This window comes from Mucilaginibacter kameinonensis (assembly GCF_003675385.1).
GTDB classification, from domain to species: Bacteria; Bacteroidota; Bacteroidia; order Sphingobacteriales; family Sphingobacteriaceae; genus Mucilaginibacter; species Mucilaginibacter kameinonensis.
On sequence record NZ_RCWZ01000001.1, the window covers coordinates 1,205,269 to 1,222,024 of the forward strand.

A 16,756-nucleotide genomic window follows, 5' to 3' on the forward strand; every position below is an offset into this window, starting at 1 on the left:
AGCATAAATACACTGTATGAGAAGTTTCTCATTGATTCTTAAACAATTCTCAAGGTCGGTTTTACTGATTGCCGGGTTTGCTTTTTGGAGTTTATCTAATGCGTACGCGCAGACTGACGCTGCTAAAGGCGAGGCCATTTTCAAGTCAAAATGTACTACCTGTCACAAAATCGAAAGCCGCTTAATTGGTCCGGCATTAGGCCCGCAACTTACTGAAGAAACTGATGATAAATATCTTATCCAGTGGATTCAGAACAACCAGGCATTAATTGCTGCTAAAAACCCTAAGGCACTCAAAATTTACAATGAGTACAACCAGTCGGGTATGACCGTATTCGCTGACCTTAGCGATGCCGATGTTGGTAACATTATTACCTACGTTCGTAACACATGGAAAGAAGATCAGGCTAAGCCAGCTGCCGGTGCTGCTGCTCCTGACGCCAAAGTTGAAAGCGGACCAAGTGATATGGTTGTTTTCGGTTTGATCGGTATCATCGTTATCGCTTTCATCGTTATCCTGGTATTAAACAGGGTAGTAGGTTCATTAGAGCGTATCCTGCTTAAAAACAAAGACCTTGTTATCGAGGACGAAGTTACTGCAGATGGCGCTGTTGCGGTTGATGCTAAAAAAGAGTTCATCGCCAAGATCCTTAAAAACAAAAAACTGGTATTCTTTATATTGGTTGCAGGTACTGTTGCTATGTGCAGCTGGGGTTGGGTTTCTTTATGGAACACCAACGTACACCAGGGCTACCAGCCGGTACAACCAATTAAATACTCACACGAGTTGCACGCCGGTATCATGAAAATTGATTGCCAGTATTGTCACTCAGGTGCATACAAGTCAAAAAATGCTTCTATCCCATCATTGAACGTATGTATGAATTGCCACAAAGTTGTTAAAACTGAGTCGGAAGAGATACACAAGATCTATGACGCTTTGGGTTACGATCCCAAAACACAGAAGTATGACAGCACCCAGGCTAAACCAATCCAGTGGGTACGTATCCACAACCTGCCTGACTTAGCTTACTTTAACCACTCTCAACACGTAAAAGTTGGCGGTATTAAATGTCAGCAGTGCCACGGTCCGGTACAGGAAATGAAAGAGGTTTACCAATACTCTCCGCTTACCATGAAATGGTGTATCCAGTGCCACAAACGTACCGAAGTTAACGGTAAAGGCAATGCTTACTATGACAGCATCCTGGCTGCACACGATAAGATCAAGAAAGGTGAGAAAGTTACGGCCGCCGTTTTAGGTGGTATCGAGTGCGGTAAGTGTCACTATTAATAAAAAGAATTTTAGCATTACAGTTTATACAGCTTAAATGGACAGCAATAAAAAATACTGGAAAGGTTTAGAAGAACTAAACAGAACACCAGAATTTGTTGAGAAAAATAAGAACGAATTTGCAGAGCCAATTCCTATCGAGGAAGTGCTTAGCGGATCTGGTTTGTCATCTAAAACTCCACGTCGCGACTTTTTAAAGGCGCTTGGCTTTGGTGTTGGTGCAGTTACATTGGCGGCTTGTCAAAAAGTACCTGTGCATAAATCAATTCCATACCTGATTAAGCCTGAAGAGGTTACACCGGGCGTGGCTAACTATTATACTTCAAGCTATGAAGGTCAGGCTATTCTGGTTAAAACCCGCGAAGGTCGTCCTATCAAAGTTGAAGGTAACCCTAACGATTTATTTTCAAAAGGTGGTTTAAGTGCACAGGCCCAGGCTTCTGTACTTGACCTTTATGATATAAACCGTTTGCAGGGCCCTCGTATTAAAGGCGTTGAGGCCGGCTGGGAAGAAACAGACGCTTACATTAAGAAAGAGCTTGCCGCGGTTGCCGCTTCAGGTAAAGGTATCCGTTTGGTTACTTCAACTGTGTACAGCCCTTCAACTTTAGCAGTTATTGCTGAGTTCACAGCTAAATACCCTACTACTAAACATATCAATTACGATACTGTATCATATACAGGTATCATCCAGGCCAATCAAAACAGTTTTGGTAAAGCAGTATTGCCGCACTACAACTTTGATAAAGCCGATGTAATTGTAAGCTTTGGTGCTGATTTCTTAGGTACCTGGATCTCTGGCGAAGAATTTACACGTCAGTACGTATCTAACCGTAACAGCAAATCACTTGCTAACAAAAAAATGTCCCGCCACATTCAGTTTGAAACTGGTATGAGCATGACCGGTACTAACGCCGATGCCCGTATCACTACCAAACCATCTGAAATTGGTGTTGCATTGATCAACTTATACAATGCTATTGCAGGTACTACTTTGCCAGGTTCAAAAGCAACCGGCAGCAAAAAAGTTGATACCGCTATTATGTTAGCTGCTAAAGAATTAGTTGCTGCTAAAGGTAAAGCCTTGGTAGTTTCCGGTTCAAATGATGTTGCTACACAAGTATTGGTAAACGCCATCAACTCTTTATTGGGTAGCTACGGTACTACTATTGATCTTGATAACCCATCAAAACAATACGCTGGTAACGATGCTGCATTTGTTGAGTTTGTAAACGAAGTAAAACGTGGTGATGTTGGCGCGGTATTATTCCTGAACGCTAACCCTGCTTACGATTACTACAAAGCTGATGAATTCAAAGCTGCTCTTAAAAACGTTCGTTTATCGGTATCATTTGCCGATCATGCTGACGAAACAGCTTTATTGGCTACCGTTAACGCGCCAAACCACCATTACCTTGAGTCATGGGGCGATGCTAACGCCGTTGAAGGTTACTATACTGTAATTCAGCCGGCTATTAACCCGGTTTACAACACCCGTCAGGCTGAGCATAGCTTACTGGCCTGGATGGAAAATCCTATAAAAGATTACTACACCTACGTTCGCAAAACCTGGGATTCAGGCTTGTTAGCAAAAGGCGGCTTGTCTGGTCAAAAAGGCTGGGAAGCATTATTACAAGCAGGTATGGTTGTAGCTACTCCTGCAGCAGCAGGTGCTTACAGCTTTAGCCTTGACCTTGCTGGTGTAACTCAAAAAATATTAACTCAAAGCAAAGCAGTTGCTGCTGATGGCGACAAATTTGAGTTACAGCTTTATGTAAGCCAGGCTATCGGCGACGGTAAACGTGGTAACAATCCTTGGTTACAAGAGCTTCCTGACCCGGTTTCAAAAGTTACCTGGGATAACTTCGCTGCCATGTCAATTTCTGATATGAAGAAATTGAAACTGGAAGAAGGTGACGTGATAAAAATTGATGCTAACGGTTATTCAGTTGAGTTGCCGGTATTGGCTCAGCCAGGTCAAACTCAAGGCACTTTATCAGTAGCTGTAGGTTACGGCCGTACAAATGCTGGTCCGGTTGGTAACAACGTTGGTAAAAACGCTTTCCCATTCTTTAGCTTAAGCAATGGTACTTTCCAAACTGCTGCGGTAGCTACTTTCAAATCGGCTGGTTACAAATCGCCGCTTGCTCAAACACAAACCCACCACTCATATGAGGGCAGGAGCGTGATCCGCGAGGCTACTTTTGTTGAATACAAAAAGAACCCTGCAGCAGGTAGCGGTAACGAGCATGGCCGTAAAGATTACAATGCCGAATCACTTTGGGATAACCATGACCGCCCTGTTTATGACTGGGTAATGGCTATCGACCTTAACGCTTGTACCGGTTGCGGTGCCTGTGTGGTTGCATGTTCTGCAGAAAATAACATCCCGGTTGTAGGTAAAGATGAGGTTTCACGTCGTCGTGAAATGCATTGGATCCGTATCGACCGCTACTATAGCTACAATGACCACGGTAACAGCGAAGAAGCGGTTACTAAAGAAAAGGAAATTGATAAGCTTGATAACTTTGACAATGTATCGGTTGTTCACCAGCCAATGCTTTGCCAGCACTGTGATCACGCACCTTGTGAAACTGTGTGCCCGGTATTAGCTACCGTTCACTCATCAGAAGGTTTAAACCACATGGCTTACAACCGTTGCGTAGGTACACGTTATTGCGCTAACAACTGTCCGTTCAAAGTACGTCGCTTTAACTGGTTCAACTACTGGAACGATGCACGTTTTGATAACTACCTGCAAGGTGAGCATACACAATTAGTACTTAACCCAGACGTGGTTACACGTTTCCGTGGTGTTATGGAAAAATGCTCAATGTGTATCCAACGTATCCAGGCTGGTAAACTGAAAGCTAAAATTGAAAAACGCCCGCTTAAAGACGGCGAAATCAAAATGGCTTGTCAGCAAACATGTTCTGCCAACGCTATCGTGTTCGGTAACAGGAATGATCCTAACTCTGAAGTTTCAAAAGCACTTGCAAGTGAAAGAACTTACTACGTGCTTGAAGAACTTAACGTACAACCAGGTATCGGTTACCAGACAAAAGTTAGAAATATAATAGAAACTGAAGCTCAGGCATAAATTTTTATATACAGAGATTAAGATATATGGCATCTCATAGTGAATCAATAATAAGGGAACCGTTAATTACGGGTAAAGACATCACGTATGGACAAATTACGAATGATGTATTACGCCCTGTAGAAAATATGCCGGGTAAAGCCTGGTGGATCGGTTTTAGTGTGGCTTCGCTTGGCGCCTCACTTTGGGTTTTCGCGATCAGCTGGACTTTCTGGTTCGGTCTTGGTGAGTGGGGCCTGAACAAAACAGTAGGATGGGCTTGGGACATTACCGGTTTCGTATGGTGGGTAGGTATCGGTCACGCCGGTACGCTTATCTCTGCGGTATTGTTACTGTTCCGTCAAAACTGGCGTAACTCCATTAACCGCTCGGCCGAGGCGATGACAATCTTCGCGGTAATTTGTGCGGCTACTTATATCGCCGCTCACATGGGTCGTCCATGGATGGCTGTTTATTCATTACCGTTACCAAACCAGTACGGTTCATTATGGGTAAACTGGAACTCACCACTTATCTGGGACGTATTCGCGATTTCAACATACTTCTCGGTTTCATTAGTGTTCTGGTATACTGGTTTATTGCCTGATATCGCTACTATACGTGACCGTGCACAAGGTCTTCGCCGCCGCATCTATTCGGTATTGTCATTCGGCTGGACAGGTTCAGTAAAAACCTGGCAGCGTTTTGAAACAGTATCATTGATCCTGGCAGGCGTTTCAACCCCACTGGTACTTTCGGTACACACCATTGTATCCATGGACTTTGCAACTTCGTTGGAACCAGGATGGCACACCACCATCTTCCCTCCATACTTCGTTGCCGGTGCGATCTTCTCTGGTTTTGCCATGGTGCAAACCCTGTTGCTTATCGCACGTAAAGTATTAGGACTTGAAAACTACATCACCATGTTCCACATCGAATCGATGAACAAGATCATCATGTTAACCGGTTCGATAGTAGGTGTGGCTTACTTAACAGAGTTGTTCATCGCGTTCTACTCACAAAACGAGTACGAGCAATATGCTTTCGCAAACCGTATTGCCGGTCCGTACTGGTGGGCTTACTGGAGCATGATGACCTGTAACGTAATTACTCCACAGCTGTTCTGGTTCAAAAAGATCCGTACCAACATTCCGTTGTCGTGGGTATTGTCAATCGTGGTTAACATCGGTATGTGGTTTGAGCGTTTCGTAATTATCGTTACCTCATTGCACCGTGACTTTATACCATCAAGCTGGGCTATGTTTTATCCAACCTGGGTTGACGTGAGCGTGTTCATCGGTTCAATAGGTGTATTCTTTACCATGTTCCTGTTGTTTATCAGGGTATTACCTTCAGTGGCTATGGCCGAGGTGAAGCTGTTGCTGAAAAGCTCAAGCGAGCAAGCTAAGAAGAAACTTATGGACGAAGGTCATGTTGAACCGGCTGAGGCTGAGTTCTACATCGCTTCACTTGAGAAATTTGATAGTGTTAACCAGTCTGAATACTTAAAAGCATAATACTATAATGAGTAGCACTAAATATATATTAGGCGTTTTTGATGATCCCGATGAAATGATGCACGGGATTGATAAGCTGCAAAAAAACAGCGTACCAATTTATGATGTTTACACCCCTATGCCTATCCACGGTATCGAGGCTAAACTGAACATTAAGGATTCGCGTCTTGGTTATGCAGCATTTATGTTCGGCTGTTTAGGTGGCACGATCATGTTCTCAATGGTGTATTATATGCTTGTTCATGACTGGCCTATTAACATCGGTGGTAAAAACTTTTTCGCTATCCCCGATTTTATCCCGGTTACATTTGAGTGGACGGTATTATGGACTTCTTTTGGTATGACATTTACGTTCTTCTTCGCGTCACACCTGTTCCCGGGCCGTACGCCAAGGGTAATGGATTTAAGAGCGACAGATGACAAGTTTGTAATTGCCATTAACGCTAAAGGAAACATTCCACACGAGGATATAACTAATTTACTAAAAGAAGCGGGTGCTACAGAAGTGAAGCATAACGACAGAAAATATGTTAGCTATGAATAAAATTAAAATATTAGGAACAATAGTTACCGTTATCGCTGCTTCGATAATTTTTACATCGTGCAAAGATAAAAGGAGTACCGGTTGGGAGTATGCACCTAATATGTACGAGCATTTAGCATACGATCCGGATCAAAAAAATAACAATTTCAAAGATGGTAAAACGGCTCAGTTGCCACCTGCCGGAACAATCCCGGTTGGCTTTACCAAATTTGATTATCCAAATACCAAAGAAGGTTATGAATTAGCCAGCGTTGAGGTTAAAACTGTACTGGCGCAAACCCAGGCTAACTACGCTGATGGTAAGATTTTGTTTGAGCATTTCTGCTCTCCTTGCCATGGTGTTAACGGACAGGGTGACGGATTGGTGGTTCAGCACGGTTATCCGGCTCCTCCATCATATTCAAAAGGCCAGTCATCACGCGGTGGTAACATGAAAGACCTTACAGACGGTAAAATTTATCATACCATTACTTACGGTGTAAATGCTATGGGTTCATACGCTTCTCAGCTTGCTCCCGAAGAACGCTGGAAAGTGATCATGTATGTTCACCATTTACAAACCTTATAAGAAAAAGATATTAATGAAGACTCATAATAATTTTGACGGGCAATACGAATTTGTCGGCAAAGCCAAAACATGGAGCTTAATATGCATCGTGATTGGTTTGGTTGCCATACTTGGTGGCTTCGCGCTTGGCTACACCGAGCGTACTTTTGCCAACCTATTGCTGATGACCTACTACTTTGCAGCGGTTTGTATGTGCGGTATTTTCTTTTGCGCCGTACAATATGCAGCTCAGGCAGGTTGGTCTGCATCAATGATCAGGATCCCACAGGCTTTCGGTAAAGTTTTGCCGATTGCAGCAGTTACGCTTATTTTAGTTGTAATTGCAGGGTTTTCATTAACACATACAGTAACCAACGAAGAAGGTAAGCAGGTTGTTGCCCCTTACTTATATAAAATTTGGGCTGCTGTTGGCGTTACTGATCCTCACAGCGAAAACTATAATGCTATCATCGCTGGTAAAGCAGGTTACATGAACAAAGTAGGATTTGTGATCCGTTTGATCTGTTTCCTTGGTTCATATTGCATCTTCGGTCGTTTATTAGCTAAATATTCAGAAGCTGAAGATGATCTGGGCGGTATGTTCTACTACAAAAAGAGCTTTAACATGTCATGCCTATTCCTGGTGATCTTTGGTTTTACTACTCCTATCTACGCTTTTGATACTATCATGTCATTAGAAGCTGAGTGGTTTTCGACAATGTTTGGCTGGTATAACTTTGCTGCCATGTGGGTAAGCGGTTTATCGGTTATCACCCTTACATTGATCAGGTTGAAACGTATCGGTTATTTTGAATGGGTTAGTGAAGACCATATGCATAGCTTAACCAAATTTATCTTCGGTTTCTCTATCTTCTGGACTTATGTATGGTTTGCTCAGTTCTTGCTGATCTACTACGCTAACATGCCTGAAGAAACTGTTTACTTCTTTAAACGTTGGGAGCCAGAGTTTAAGCCATGGTTCTGGATTAACATTGTTGTTAACTTCCTTACTCCGTTATTGGTATTGATGTCACGTGACTCTAAACGTATTTACCGTACAGTTGAGATTATGTGTATCATCCTGATCGTTGGTCACTGGTTAGATTACTTTATGATGATCATGCCTGGTACAGTTGGCCCAACTTCATCATGGTTAACTGAAATTGGCCCGATTGAGATAGGCGTATTCGTAGGTTTCGGTGGTTTATTTACTTTCACAGCGATGACTGCTTTAACCAAGTTCAAGTCGCTTGTTCCTAAAAAACACCCGTTCTTGCAGGAAAGCCTTCATCATCACATATAATAATTATTACATTTGCACCAAAATACAGAATACCAAACAGCTTACTAAAATGGGATTCAGAAAACTAATAAATTCTAAAAAATTACTATCGTTCTTCGCTGCGTTTATGCTCCTGGGCACAAACCTGCTGATGGCGCAAACTGCGGCCGCAGGTGCGGCACAGGAGGAAGCCCCTAAGGTTGACTGGACCGGGGTAGCATATTATGTAGCTATATTTTTCCTGATCTGTTTAGGTATTGCTATTGTTGGCAAAATCCTTAAGATATATGACCTTACCCTGAAAATGCAAGGTAAAAAAGGTATCAAATGGAACAACATCATGGCGGTGATCTGTATCATCTTCCTTCTTGCTGGTCTTTATGGTTCTTACTGGTCATTTACCGAACAAGGCAGCATGACTTTACCAGAAGCTGCTTCAGCTCACGGTGTTAAAATAGATGAGATGTTTACTGTCACTACTGTTTTAACGATGATAGTATTTTTCGTTACCCAGATCTTGCTGTTTACATTCCTGTTCCGGTACCGTCACTCTGATAAACGTCGTGCGCACTTCTTGCCTCACAATAACACCATCGAGAAAGTTTGGACAATTGCTCCGGCTATCGTTCTTACCATCCTGGTAGTATTTGGTTTCTTTACCTGGCAGAAGATCATGAACAGCGAAAACCTTAAGGATGATATCAACATCGACGTAACCGGTCACCAGTTTGCCTGGGAACTACGTTACCCTGGTAAAGATGGTGTATTAGGCCCTAAAGATTTCCGTTTGGTTACAGGTGCAAATAACCTGGGTGTTAACTTCAAAAAGAAAAGTAGCTTTGATGATTTAAAGGTTGATACGATGTATCTGCCGGTTAATAAATCAATCAGGTTGAATATCCTTGCTCAGGACGTGATCCATAGTGTTTACATGCCTTACTTCAGGGTTCAATTGAACGCTGTACCTGGCTTGCCAACCTTCTTTAAATTTACCCCAACTATTACTACCGCTCAAATGCGGACTAAATTGGACGATCCTAAATTTGAATATACCCTTTACTGCAACAAAATATGCGGTGGAAGCCACTACAACATGCAAAAAGTTGTACGTGTTGTTACCGAAGCCGAATATCAGTCATGGCTGTCAAGGCAAAAGCCTTACCTGAATGACGCTTTAAGAAAAGAGCTTCATTTTGCAACAGCAAACAGCGAGCAGAGCGGTGCTTCAACAAATAGGATAGCGTTAAATAATTAATAAAGATAAGAAAGATAGATATGTCAACATTAGCAGTTCACGACCACGCAGGAACACACCACGACGAACACGGTCACGAACATCACCATGACCAATCATTCCTGTCTAAATATGTATTTAGCATGGACCACAAGATGATTGCCAAGCAATTCCTGATCACAGGTATTACTATGGCGGTTATCGCAATGATTTTGTCAATCCTGTTTAGGATCCAACTTGCTTACCCTGATAAAACATTCCCACTGTTAACTACCCTGTTAGGTCGTTTTGCTCCTAACGGTCGTATCAGCCCCGATTTTTACCTGGCTTTGGTTACCATTCACGGTACCATCATGGTATTCTTCGTATTAACTGCCGGCTTGAGCGGTACTTTTGCCAACTTATTAATTCCATTGCAGGTAGGTGCACGTGATATGGCTTCGCCTTTCATGAACATGCTTTCATACTGGTTCTTCTTTTTAGCCAGCGTTATCATGCTGTCGTCATTCTTTGTACAAAAAGGCCCTGCCAGTGGTGGTTGGACAATTTACCCGCCATTATCTGCATTGCCTAAAGCAATGCCGGGCTCTGGCGAAGGTATGACCTTATGGTTAATCAGTATGGTATTGTTCGTAGCATCATCATTAATGGGTGGTATCAACTACGTAAGTACCGTATTAAACATGCGTACAAAAGGTATGGACCTTTGGAAAATGCCTTTAACTATCTGGGCATTATTCCTTACAGCTATCTTAGGTATCCTTGCATTCCCGGTTTTAGTTGCCGGTGTAGTATTGTTGATATTTGACCGTAGCGTTGGTACCAGCTTCTATTTATCTGATATCGTATTGAACGGCGTACAGCAACCATTTGAAGGTGGTAGCCCGATCCTGTTCCAGCACTTATTCTGGTTCTTAGGTCACCCGGAAGTATATATCGTAATTATGCCTGCGATGGGTATCTCGTCTGAGATCATGTCGGTAAATTCACGTAAACCTATTTTCGGTTACCATGCGATGGTTTACTCTTTGATCGGTATTACAGTATTGTCGTTCATCGTATGGGGCCACCACATGTTTGTTACCGGTATGAACCCGTTCCTGGGTGGTGTGTTCATGATTACTACATTAATCATCGCAGTACCATCGGCGGTGAAAACGTTCAACTGGTTAGCTACACTTTGGCGCGGTAACATCAGGTTTACACCTGCTATGTTGTTCGCTATCGGTATGGTGTCGTTCTTCATCTCTGGTGGTTTAACAGGTATCTTCCTGGGTAACGCTGCATTAGATATCAACTTACATGATACTTATTTCGTGGTGGCTCACTTCCACTTAGTAATGGGTTCTGCAGCTATATTTGGTATGCTTGCCGGTGTTTACCACTGGTTCCCTAAAATGTTCGGCCGTATGATGGACGAGAAATTAGGTTACCTGCACTTCTGGTTAACATTTATCTGTGCTTACCTGGTATTCTTCCCAATGCACTTTATGGGTCTTGACGGTGTGCCACGTAGGTACTATGCTTTCACCGAGTTTGCTTCAATGCAAAAATGGTTAACCATTAACACCTTTGTTACCTGGGCTGCTATTATCGCCGCACTTACACAGTTTGGTTTCCTTTATAACTTCTTTGTATCAATCTTCAAAGGACGGAAAGCAACTCAAAATCCATGGGAGTCAAATACTTTAGAGTGGACTACTCCTGTTGAGCACCTGCATGGCAACTGGCCAGGCGAAATTCCAACTGTTTACCGTTGGCCATATGATTACAGCAAACCGGGTGCAGAAGAGGATTACATCCCTCAAACTGTTCCTTACTCGCAAACAATGAGCTCAAACGTACCTCACGATTTTGAAGATAATCCTGCAGGTTTAGAAGAACTGAACAAGTTTACAAGTACGCTGAAAGCAAACGAACAAGTAAAATAATTTTAATACTTATCTGATCTTTTAGGGTACCAGTTAAGTCTTAAGTCGGAAGTTTTAAGTACGAAGTTTAACAACTGAGAACTTACTACTTGGAACTTCCGGCTTGGCAGGTACCCTAAATTTTTAGAAATATTTTAGATGAGCACAGCCGCAAAAAATAGGTTTCAAAAGATCAATATTACAACCATTGTTCTGCTGTTTGTTTTGATTCTTGCCGGTGGTGTTGTACGTAGCTCAGGTTCAGGTATGGGATGCCCCGACTGGCCAAAATGTTTCGGAAGGTATATCCCACCAACTGATATAAGCGATCTCCCAAAAGATTACAAGCAAAAATATGTTGCCAAACGCCTGGAGAAAAACCAGCGTTTTGCCAAAACACTTGATGTGTTTGGCTATAGCGACTTGGCTAAACGTATCCGCGAAGACCGTTCTATCCTTGTCCCTGAAGATTTTAACGCAGGTAAAACCTGGACGGAATATATCAACCGTTTAGTTGGTGCGTTATCCGGTTTTTTCCTGTTGCTTTCGGTTGTATTTTCTTTTAGCTATTGGAAAACAGATAAAAGGATTGCTATCCTGAGCATATTCAATCTTGTTTTGGTCGGATTTCAGGCCTGGTTAGGCTCAATTGTGGTATCTACCAATTTAGTAGCCTGGATAGTTACTGTACATATGCTTTTAGCCCTGGCCATTTTAGCGATTTGTATTTATACTTATCATATTGCTAAGATCTCCGGAAAGAAAACTGCGGGTTCAACGCCTTTGGTTTACATCATAACACTTACAGCAGTTTTTGTAAGTATCCTGCAGATCGCATTCGGTACTGAAGTTAGGGAGAAGATAGATGCGGTTGCTAACCATTTTCAGGGAGGTTACCGCAAAGATTGGATCATTAACGCCGGCGAGATATTTCAGCACCACAGGGATATTGCAATCCTGGTATTGGTGCTTAACGTGGCTTTATTTGTTTTGATCCGCAAAGGCTTTAACAGGCATTCTATTCAACAGCAGTTGATGAGCTTTACATTTTTAATGATCACGTTGCAAATAGTAACCGGGATCTTATTATCATACCTCGCTTTGCCGCCGGTTGCCCAGGCCGCACATATTGTATTGGCGAGTTTAATATTTGGGGCACAATTTTATTTGCTTTTGAATTTATTTCAAGGTGTTAAGGGTAGGGAGATAAGCAAATGAAATGGGCTGATTTTTCAAAACTAATTAAAACGAGGCTAACCTCTTTGGTGGTGTTTTCGGCATCAATATCATTTTTAATCGGAAGCCGTGCAAACGGGCATATCGTTTGGATTGATTGGATAAAACTAATTATTGGTGGTTTCCTGGTTACATCAGCTGCTAATGCTTTTAACGAGATCATCGAAAAAGATCTGGATAAGCTGATGAAGCGCACTATGGACCGTCCAATTCCTTCCGGAAAAATGACTACTGGTCAGGCATTGGTATTAGGTTTGGGCATGGGCATGGCAGGTACATACCTGTTGGGCAGTTTAAACCTGTTGACGGGTTTATTGTCGGTGTTCTCGATATTATTGTACGCCTTTGCCTATACGCCGCTGAAACGCAAATCGCCGATAGCGGTTTTTGTTGGTGCTATTCCTGGCGCTTTACCACCGCTTATCGGTTATGTGGCTGCGCAGGTACACGGCAGGATAGATGAGATCGCGATAATCTTATTTTCGATTCAGTTTATCTGGCAGTTTGTTCATTTCTGGGCTATTGCCTGGGTTTTGGATGATGATTATAAGCTGGCTGGTTTTAGGTTACTGCCATCGGGTAAAAGAGATTTAACAAGTGCGGTAATTACGTTTATATTTGCCATTGTATTAGTACCTGTGAGCTTGTTGCCAACCATTTATGGTTACGGAGGTTACTGGGTAGGGGGCGTATCGCTGATATGCAGCCTGATATTTTTGTACCAATCGTTCATGCTGTTGCGTACCAGGCAAATACCTGAGGCCCGCAAATTAATGTTCGGCTCGTTTTTTTACCTGCCGGTAGTTCAGATAATGTTTTTAGTAGATTTTATAGTTAAGTGAGATGATGGCAAGGATGGAACAAGATAACGACAGGCTTAACCTGGGTGCCAAGAAGTTTAACATGTGGATTTTCATATTCACATCGTTTATGCTTTTTGCTGCATTTACCAGTGGTTTTATTGTTTATGCCGGCGGCAGCGGCCACGGTTTAAATGTGATCATGCCTCAGTCGTTTTTGTATAGCACTATTGTTATTGTATTAAGCAGCGGTACGTTGTTTTTGGCCTCAAGGGCAGCAAAGGCATTGCAGTTTGATAAACAAAAACTGTATTTATGGATCACGTTGGGTTTAGGTTTGGCATTTTTTGCCTTACAAATCTATGCCTGCTACGTGTTAACCTACAAAATGCAGATCTATTTTGTTGATCCTAATGCTTCACGTTCGTTTGTTTACGTTTTTGTTGGCGCGCATTTGGTTCACATTTTTGCGGCGCTGTTATTGCTAATAAATACACTTATAGGTACATACCGTAATATCCCTCAGGTACGGAATATGTTTAAGATGGAATTAACCTCCATTTTCTGGCATTTTCTCGATATTATATGGATTTATCTGTATGTTTTTTTACTTTTGAATCATAATTAATACACCCATAGATTAGTACAGATGAGTACAACAGTTTCACAAATTGACGAAGTAAAAACTTCGCCCTGGTCGGGAGGAAGATCCCCGTTCAACGTGGAGTACGGAAAAATAATGATGTGGTTTTTCCTCCTTTCGGATGCGTTCACCTTTTCATCATTATTGATAGCTTATGGTTCATTACGTTTCAGTGCAAGCGTATGGCCAGGTGCTGATAAGGTTTTTCAATCAGTACCGGGATTAGTTGATCACGGTGCACCACTGGTGTTTGTGGGTTTAATGACCTTCATCCTCATCGCAAGCTCTGTTACCATGGTATTAGCTGTTGAGGCTGGTCACCGTAACGCTAAGAGCGAGGTAGTAGGCTGGATGATAGCTACGGTTATTGGTGGTTTCATGTTCCTTGGCTGTCAGGCGTTGGAGTGGGGCCATTTACATCACGAAGGTTTCTGGTGGGGAAGTGTTCCTCCTGCAGAAGAGCTTAAAAAGTTATTCACGGGTGGTACCGAGGCTGTGCAGCATATGACTTCTCAGGAGTTTGCTAACCTGTTTTTTACCATCACGGGATTCCACGGATTCCACGTATTTACAGGTGTTATTATTAACATTATCATCACGGTTAACGTGTTAATGGGCACATACGAAAAACGCGGCAGTTATTTAATGGTTGAAAAAGTTGGTTTATACTGGCACTTTGTAGACCTTGTTTGGGTATTCGTATTTACATTCTTTTACTTAGTTTAAAAACATTTACATATGTCAGCAGAATCGCACGAAGTTCACCACGATGGTGAGCACGAATCAATGAGCAAAAAGCGTATATGGCAAGTAGCCGGTATATTAACCTTTATTACTTGTATTGAGTTTATTATTGCGCTTGCTATAGTTCCAAGTCACCCAGAGCTTTTGAAATATGCTAACCCTGTATATATTGTTTTAACTTTGTTTAAAGCATTTTATATAGTTGCATACTTTATGCACTTGAAGTTCGAAAAAATGGGGTTGATCCTTTCTTTAGTAATCCCAATTATATTTATAATCGGTTTAATCCTGGTACTTACAAACGAAAGCCACCACTGGGTTGACTTAAGGTTCTAATGAACAAGGCTTCCATCTTAAAAAAGATTATGATCCTGGTACTCATCTTAGCAGTACCAGGATTTTTATATTATTTACTTACCGCAAAGGGTAAAAACAGGTACAAACCCCTCGCTGTTTTCGGCCCCAAGGAGGTTGCTAAAACAGGCCATAAGTTTCACGGTAAGTATATCCCGGATACCATTTACCACACCATTCCTGATTTTAAACTTACCGACCAGGAAGGTAAACCGGTTACCTTATCCACCCTAAAAGGAAAGATCTTTGTAGTAAACTTTTTTTACGCCAACTGCCCAACGGTTTGCCAAACCATCAATAAAAACATGAGCTGGCTGGTAGGTACTTACTATAAAAACAAGATGGTTTATTTTTTGACCATTACTGTTGATCCGGAACGTGACACCCGGGAAGTACTCGATAAATACCTGCAGACATTTAAGCCCGAATCAAACCGCTGGCTAATGTGTAGTGGCGATACCTCATCTGTTTACAGTTTTGCGCGCAATGGTCTTTTTGTTAACGCTGCAAGAGCCGGTAACGACTTTGTTTATAGCGATGACTTTGTACTGATTGATCAGGAACATCGCATCAGAGGGTACTACAAGGCTGCTGTAACCCCCGAGGTTAACCGCCTTAACGACGAGATTAAAGTGTTGATAGCCGAAGAGCTGCGTAAAGTTGATAAGCCCCTATATTAATTAACTATGAGCGATAAATTTATAATCCGCTTTGTTGCGGGTGTTACCATATTTGTAATAGCGGTTGTTGTTTTACTCAACCGACACCTCATTCCCGGTCCGGCAGTTGCCCCCGCATTTACTCCGTATTTGCCAATGCTTAACGCGGTGCTTAATGGCACCTGTACAGTGTTGCTGCTTTTATCATTGTATCAAATCAAACAAGGTAATATAACCTTACATAAGCGTCTTAACATTCTTACGTTCTGCCTGTCGTCGCTTTTCCTGTTATCGTACATCCTGTTTCATTACCTGATGCGTAATGAAATTATTTATGGTGATATCAATGGTGACGGCGTATTATCGGAAGCAGAACGGGCTTCGGCAGGTTCTTTGCGGACGGTGTATTTGTCTATTTTGACACCTCATATTATACTTGCCGCGGCCGTTTTACCGTTAATATTATTGAGCTTTCACCGCGGCCTGCAAATGCAGGTTGAAAAGCACCGTAAGCTGGTACGCTGGGCATTCCCGATATGGTTATATGTTACTGCAAGCGGCGTGGTGGTTTACTTAATGATCCGCCCGTTTTATCATTTTTAATTTATAATTAGTTAAATTTGTACCTATGAAACAAGGTTTTAAAGTTATCCTTTTTGTAATGGCCCTTGGCCTTATGCTTATTGCGCGCGAGCCGGTAAAAGCCCAATGCGCGCAGTGTGCTGCAACAGTTGAAACCAACGCGCAAAGCGGTAGCTCAAAAACAAGGGGATTAAATAACGGCATCCTGTTTTTATTGGGTGCACCTTACTTTGCGGTTGCATTAGGTGGCTACATCTGGTATAAAAAATACCGTCGTAAAGATGTTAAGCTTGAAATGCGCCCCGAAAAACTCAATCTGAATTAATAC

16 protein-coding genes are annotated in these 16,756 nt (G+C 42.2%); all 16 read left to right on the top strand.

The genetic code is table 11. From position 1 onward, the window contains the following. Positions 1-16: 16 nt before the first annotated feature. The 16 genes from EAH55_RS05420 (at position 17) to EAH55_RS05495 (ending at position 16,753) form a co-directional block, all read left to right on the top strand. The gene (locus EAH55_RS05420) at positions 17-1,294 is read left to right on the top strand and encodes a cytochrome c3 family protein (protein WP_121808763.1); all 1,278 of its coding nucleotides are present in this window, start codon (positions 17-19) and stop codon (positions 1,292-1,294) included. Positions 1,295-1,331: 37 nt separating this feature from the next. Then, complete coding sequence (locus EAH55_RS05425) at positions 1,332-4,394, top strand: TAT-variant-translocated molybdopterin oxidoreductase (RefSeq protein ID WP_121808764.1); 3,063 nt, start codon at positions 1,332-1,334, stop codon at positions 4,392-4,394. Between the two features lie 26 nt (positions 4,395-4,420). Further along, positions 4,421-5,893 (top strand): NrfD/PsrC family molybdoenzyme membrane anchor subunit, encoded by a 1,473-nt coding sequence (nrfD, locus tag EAH55_RS05430; RefSeq protein WP_112574716.1) that lies wholly within the window; start codon positions 4,421-4,423, stop codon positions 5,891-5,893. 7 nt (positions 5,894-5,900) lie between these two features. Beyond that, positions 5,901-6,437, top strand: coding sequence for a DUF3341 domain-containing protein (locus EAH55_RS05435; RefSeq protein ID WP_112574715.1), 537 nt, complete (start codon positions 5,901-5,903; stop codon positions 6,435-6,437). Further along, positions 6,421-7,005, top strand: a complete 585-nt coding sequence (locus EAH55_RS05440; RefSeq protein WP_121808765.1) for a c-type cytochrome — start codon at positions 6,421-6,423, stop codon at positions 7,003-7,005. Before EAH55_RS05435 ends, EAH55_RS05440 begins: the two co-directional genes overlap by 17 nt. A gap of 13 nt (positions 7,006-7,018) precedes the next feature. Next, positions 7,019-8,287 carry a quinol:cytochrome C oxidoreductase gene (locus EAH55_RS05445; RefSeq protein WP_121808766.1) on the top strand — a complete coding sequence of 423 codons (1,269 nt, stop codon included), beginning with the start codon at positions 7,019-7,021 and terminating at the stop codon, positions 8,285-8,287. Between the two features lie 49 nt (positions 8,288-8,336). Next, a complete protein-coding gene (locus EAH55_RS05450) occupies positions 8,337-9,521 on the top strand; it encodes a cytochrome c oxidase subunit II (RefSeq protein ID WP_244228095.1) in 1,185 nt (394 codons plus the stop codon). Positions 9,522-9,541: 20 nt separating this feature from the next. Further along, the gene (locus tag EAH55_RS05455) at positions 9,542-11,431 is read left to right on the top strand and encodes a cytochrome c oxidase subunit I (RefSeq protein WP_208644791.1); all 1,890 of its coding nucleotides are present in this window, start codon (positions 9,542-9,544) and stop codon (positions 11,429-11,431) included. Positions 11,432-11,569: 138 nt separating this feature from the next. Beyond that, the gene (locus tag EAH55_RS05460; RefSeq protein ID WP_121808768.1) at positions 11,570-12,628 is read left to right on the top strand and encodes a COX15/CtaA family protein; all 1,059 of its coding nucleotides are present in this window, start codon (positions 11,570-11,572) and stop codon (positions 12,626-12,628) included. Continuing rightward, entirely contained in the window at positions 12,625-13,488 is an 864-nt protein-coding gene (gene cyoE / locus EAH55_RS05465; RefSeq protein WP_121808769.1) for a heme o synthase, read from the top strand. Before EAH55_RS05460 ends, cyoE begins: the two co-directional genes overlap by 4 nt. Before the next feature lie 13 nt (positions 13,489-13,501). Then, on the top strand, positions 13,502-14,074 hold the full coding sequence (locus EAH55_RS05470; protein WP_317127560.1) for a cytochrome c oxidase subunit 3: 573 nt from the start codon (positions 13,502-13,504) through the stop codon (positions 14,072-14,074). Between the two features lie 21 nt (positions 14,075-14,095). Beyond that, entirely contained in the window at positions 14,096-14,815 is a 720-nt protein-coding gene (locus EAH55_RS05475) for a cytochrome c oxidase subunit 3 (protein WP_112574709.1), read from the top strand. 12 nt (positions 14,816-14,827) lie between these two features. Beyond that, complete coding sequence (locus EAH55_RS05480) at positions 14,828-15,169, top strand: cytochrome C oxidase subunit IV family protein (RefSeq protein WP_112574708.1); 342 nt, start codon at positions 14,828-14,830, stop codon at positions 15,167-15,169. A gap of 29 nt (positions 15,170-15,198) precedes the next feature. Next, positions 15,199-15,867, top strand: coding sequence for an SCO family protein (locus EAH55_RS05485; protein WP_244228096.1), 669 nt, complete (start codon positions 15,199-15,201; stop codon positions 15,865-15,867). Between the two features lie 6 nt (positions 15,868-15,873). Next, on the top strand, positions 15,874-16,449 hold the full coding sequence (locus tag EAH55_RS05490) for a DUF420 domain-containing protein (protein ID WP_121808771.1): 576 nt from the start codon (positions 15,874-15,876) through the stop codon (positions 16,447-16,449). A gap of 25 nt (positions 16,450-16,474) precedes the next feature. Then, positions 16,475-16,753, top strand: coding sequence for a hypothetical protein (locus EAH55_RS05495; RefSeq protein ID WP_112574705.1), 279 nt, complete (start codon positions 16,475-16,477; stop codon positions 16,751-16,753). Positions 16,754-16,756: the final 3 nt, after the last annotated feature.

Excerpts from the sequence above, each read along its gene's own strand:
- EAH55_RS05475 (WP_112574709.1), top strand. The coding sequence starts at position 14,096 with ATGAGTACAACAGTTTCACAAATTGACGAAGTAAAAACTTCGCCCTGG.
- EAH55_RS05495 (WP_112574705.1), top strand. The coding sequence starts at position 16,475 with ATGAAACAAGGTTTTAAAGTTATCCTTTTTGTAATGGCCCTTGGCCTT.
- EAH55_RS05425 (WP_121808764.1), top strand. The coding sequence starts at position 1,332 with ATGGACAGCAATAAAAAATACTGGAAAGGTTTAGAAGAACTAAACAGA.
- EAH55_RS05420 (WP_121808763.1), top strand. The coding sequence starts at position 17 with ATGAGAAGTTTCTCATTGATTCTTAAACAATTCTCAAGGTCGGTTTTA.
- EAH55_RS05490 (WP_121808771.1), top strand. The coding sequence starts at position 15,874 with ATGAGCGATAAATTTATAATCCGCTTTGTTGCGGGTGTTACCATATTT.
- EAH55_RS05455 (WP_208644791.1), top strand. The coding sequence starts at position 9,542 with ATGTCAACATTAGCAGTTCACGACCACGCAGGAACACACCACGACGAA.
- EAH55_RS05440 (WP_121808765.1), top strand. The coding sequence starts at position 6,421 with ATGTTAGCTATGAATAAAATTAAAATATTAGGAACAATAGTTACCGTT.
- EAH55_RS05435 (WP_112574715.1), top strand. The coding sequence starts at position 5,901 with ATGAGTAGCACTAAATATATATTAGGCGTTTTTGATGATCCCGATGAA.
- EAH55_RS05485 (WP_244228096.1), top strand. The coding sequence starts at position 15,199 with ATGATCCTGGTACTCATCTTAGCAGTACCAGGATTTTTATATTATTTA.
- EAH55_RS05470 (WP_317127560.1), top strand. The coding sequence starts at position 13,502 with ATGGAACAAGATAACGACAGGCTTAACCTGGGTGCCAAGAAGTTTAAC.
- EAH55_RS05460 (WP_121808768.1), top strand. The coding sequence starts at position 11,570 with ATGAGCACAGCCGCAAAAAATAGGTTTCAAAAGATCAATATTACAACC.
- EAH55_RS05480 (WP_112574708.1), top strand. The coding sequence starts at position 14,828 with ATGTCAGCAGAATCGCACGAAGTTCACCACGATGGTGAGCACGAATCA.
- EAH55_RS05445 (WP_121808766.1), top strand. The coding sequence starts at position 7,019 with ATGAAGACTCATAATAATTTTGACGGGCAATACGAATTTGTCGGCAAA.
- cyoE (WP_121808769.1), top strand. The coding sequence starts at position 12,625 with ATGAAATGGGCTGATTTTTCAAAACTAATTAAAACGAGGCTAACCTCT.
- nrfD (WP_112574716.1), top strand. The coding sequence starts at position 4,421 with ATGGCATCTCATAGTGAATCAATAATAAGGGAACCGTTAATTACGGGT.
- EAH55_RS05450 (WP_244228095.1), top strand. The coding sequence starts at position 8,337 with ATGGGATTCAGAAAACTAATAAATTCTAAAAAATTACTATCGTTCTTC.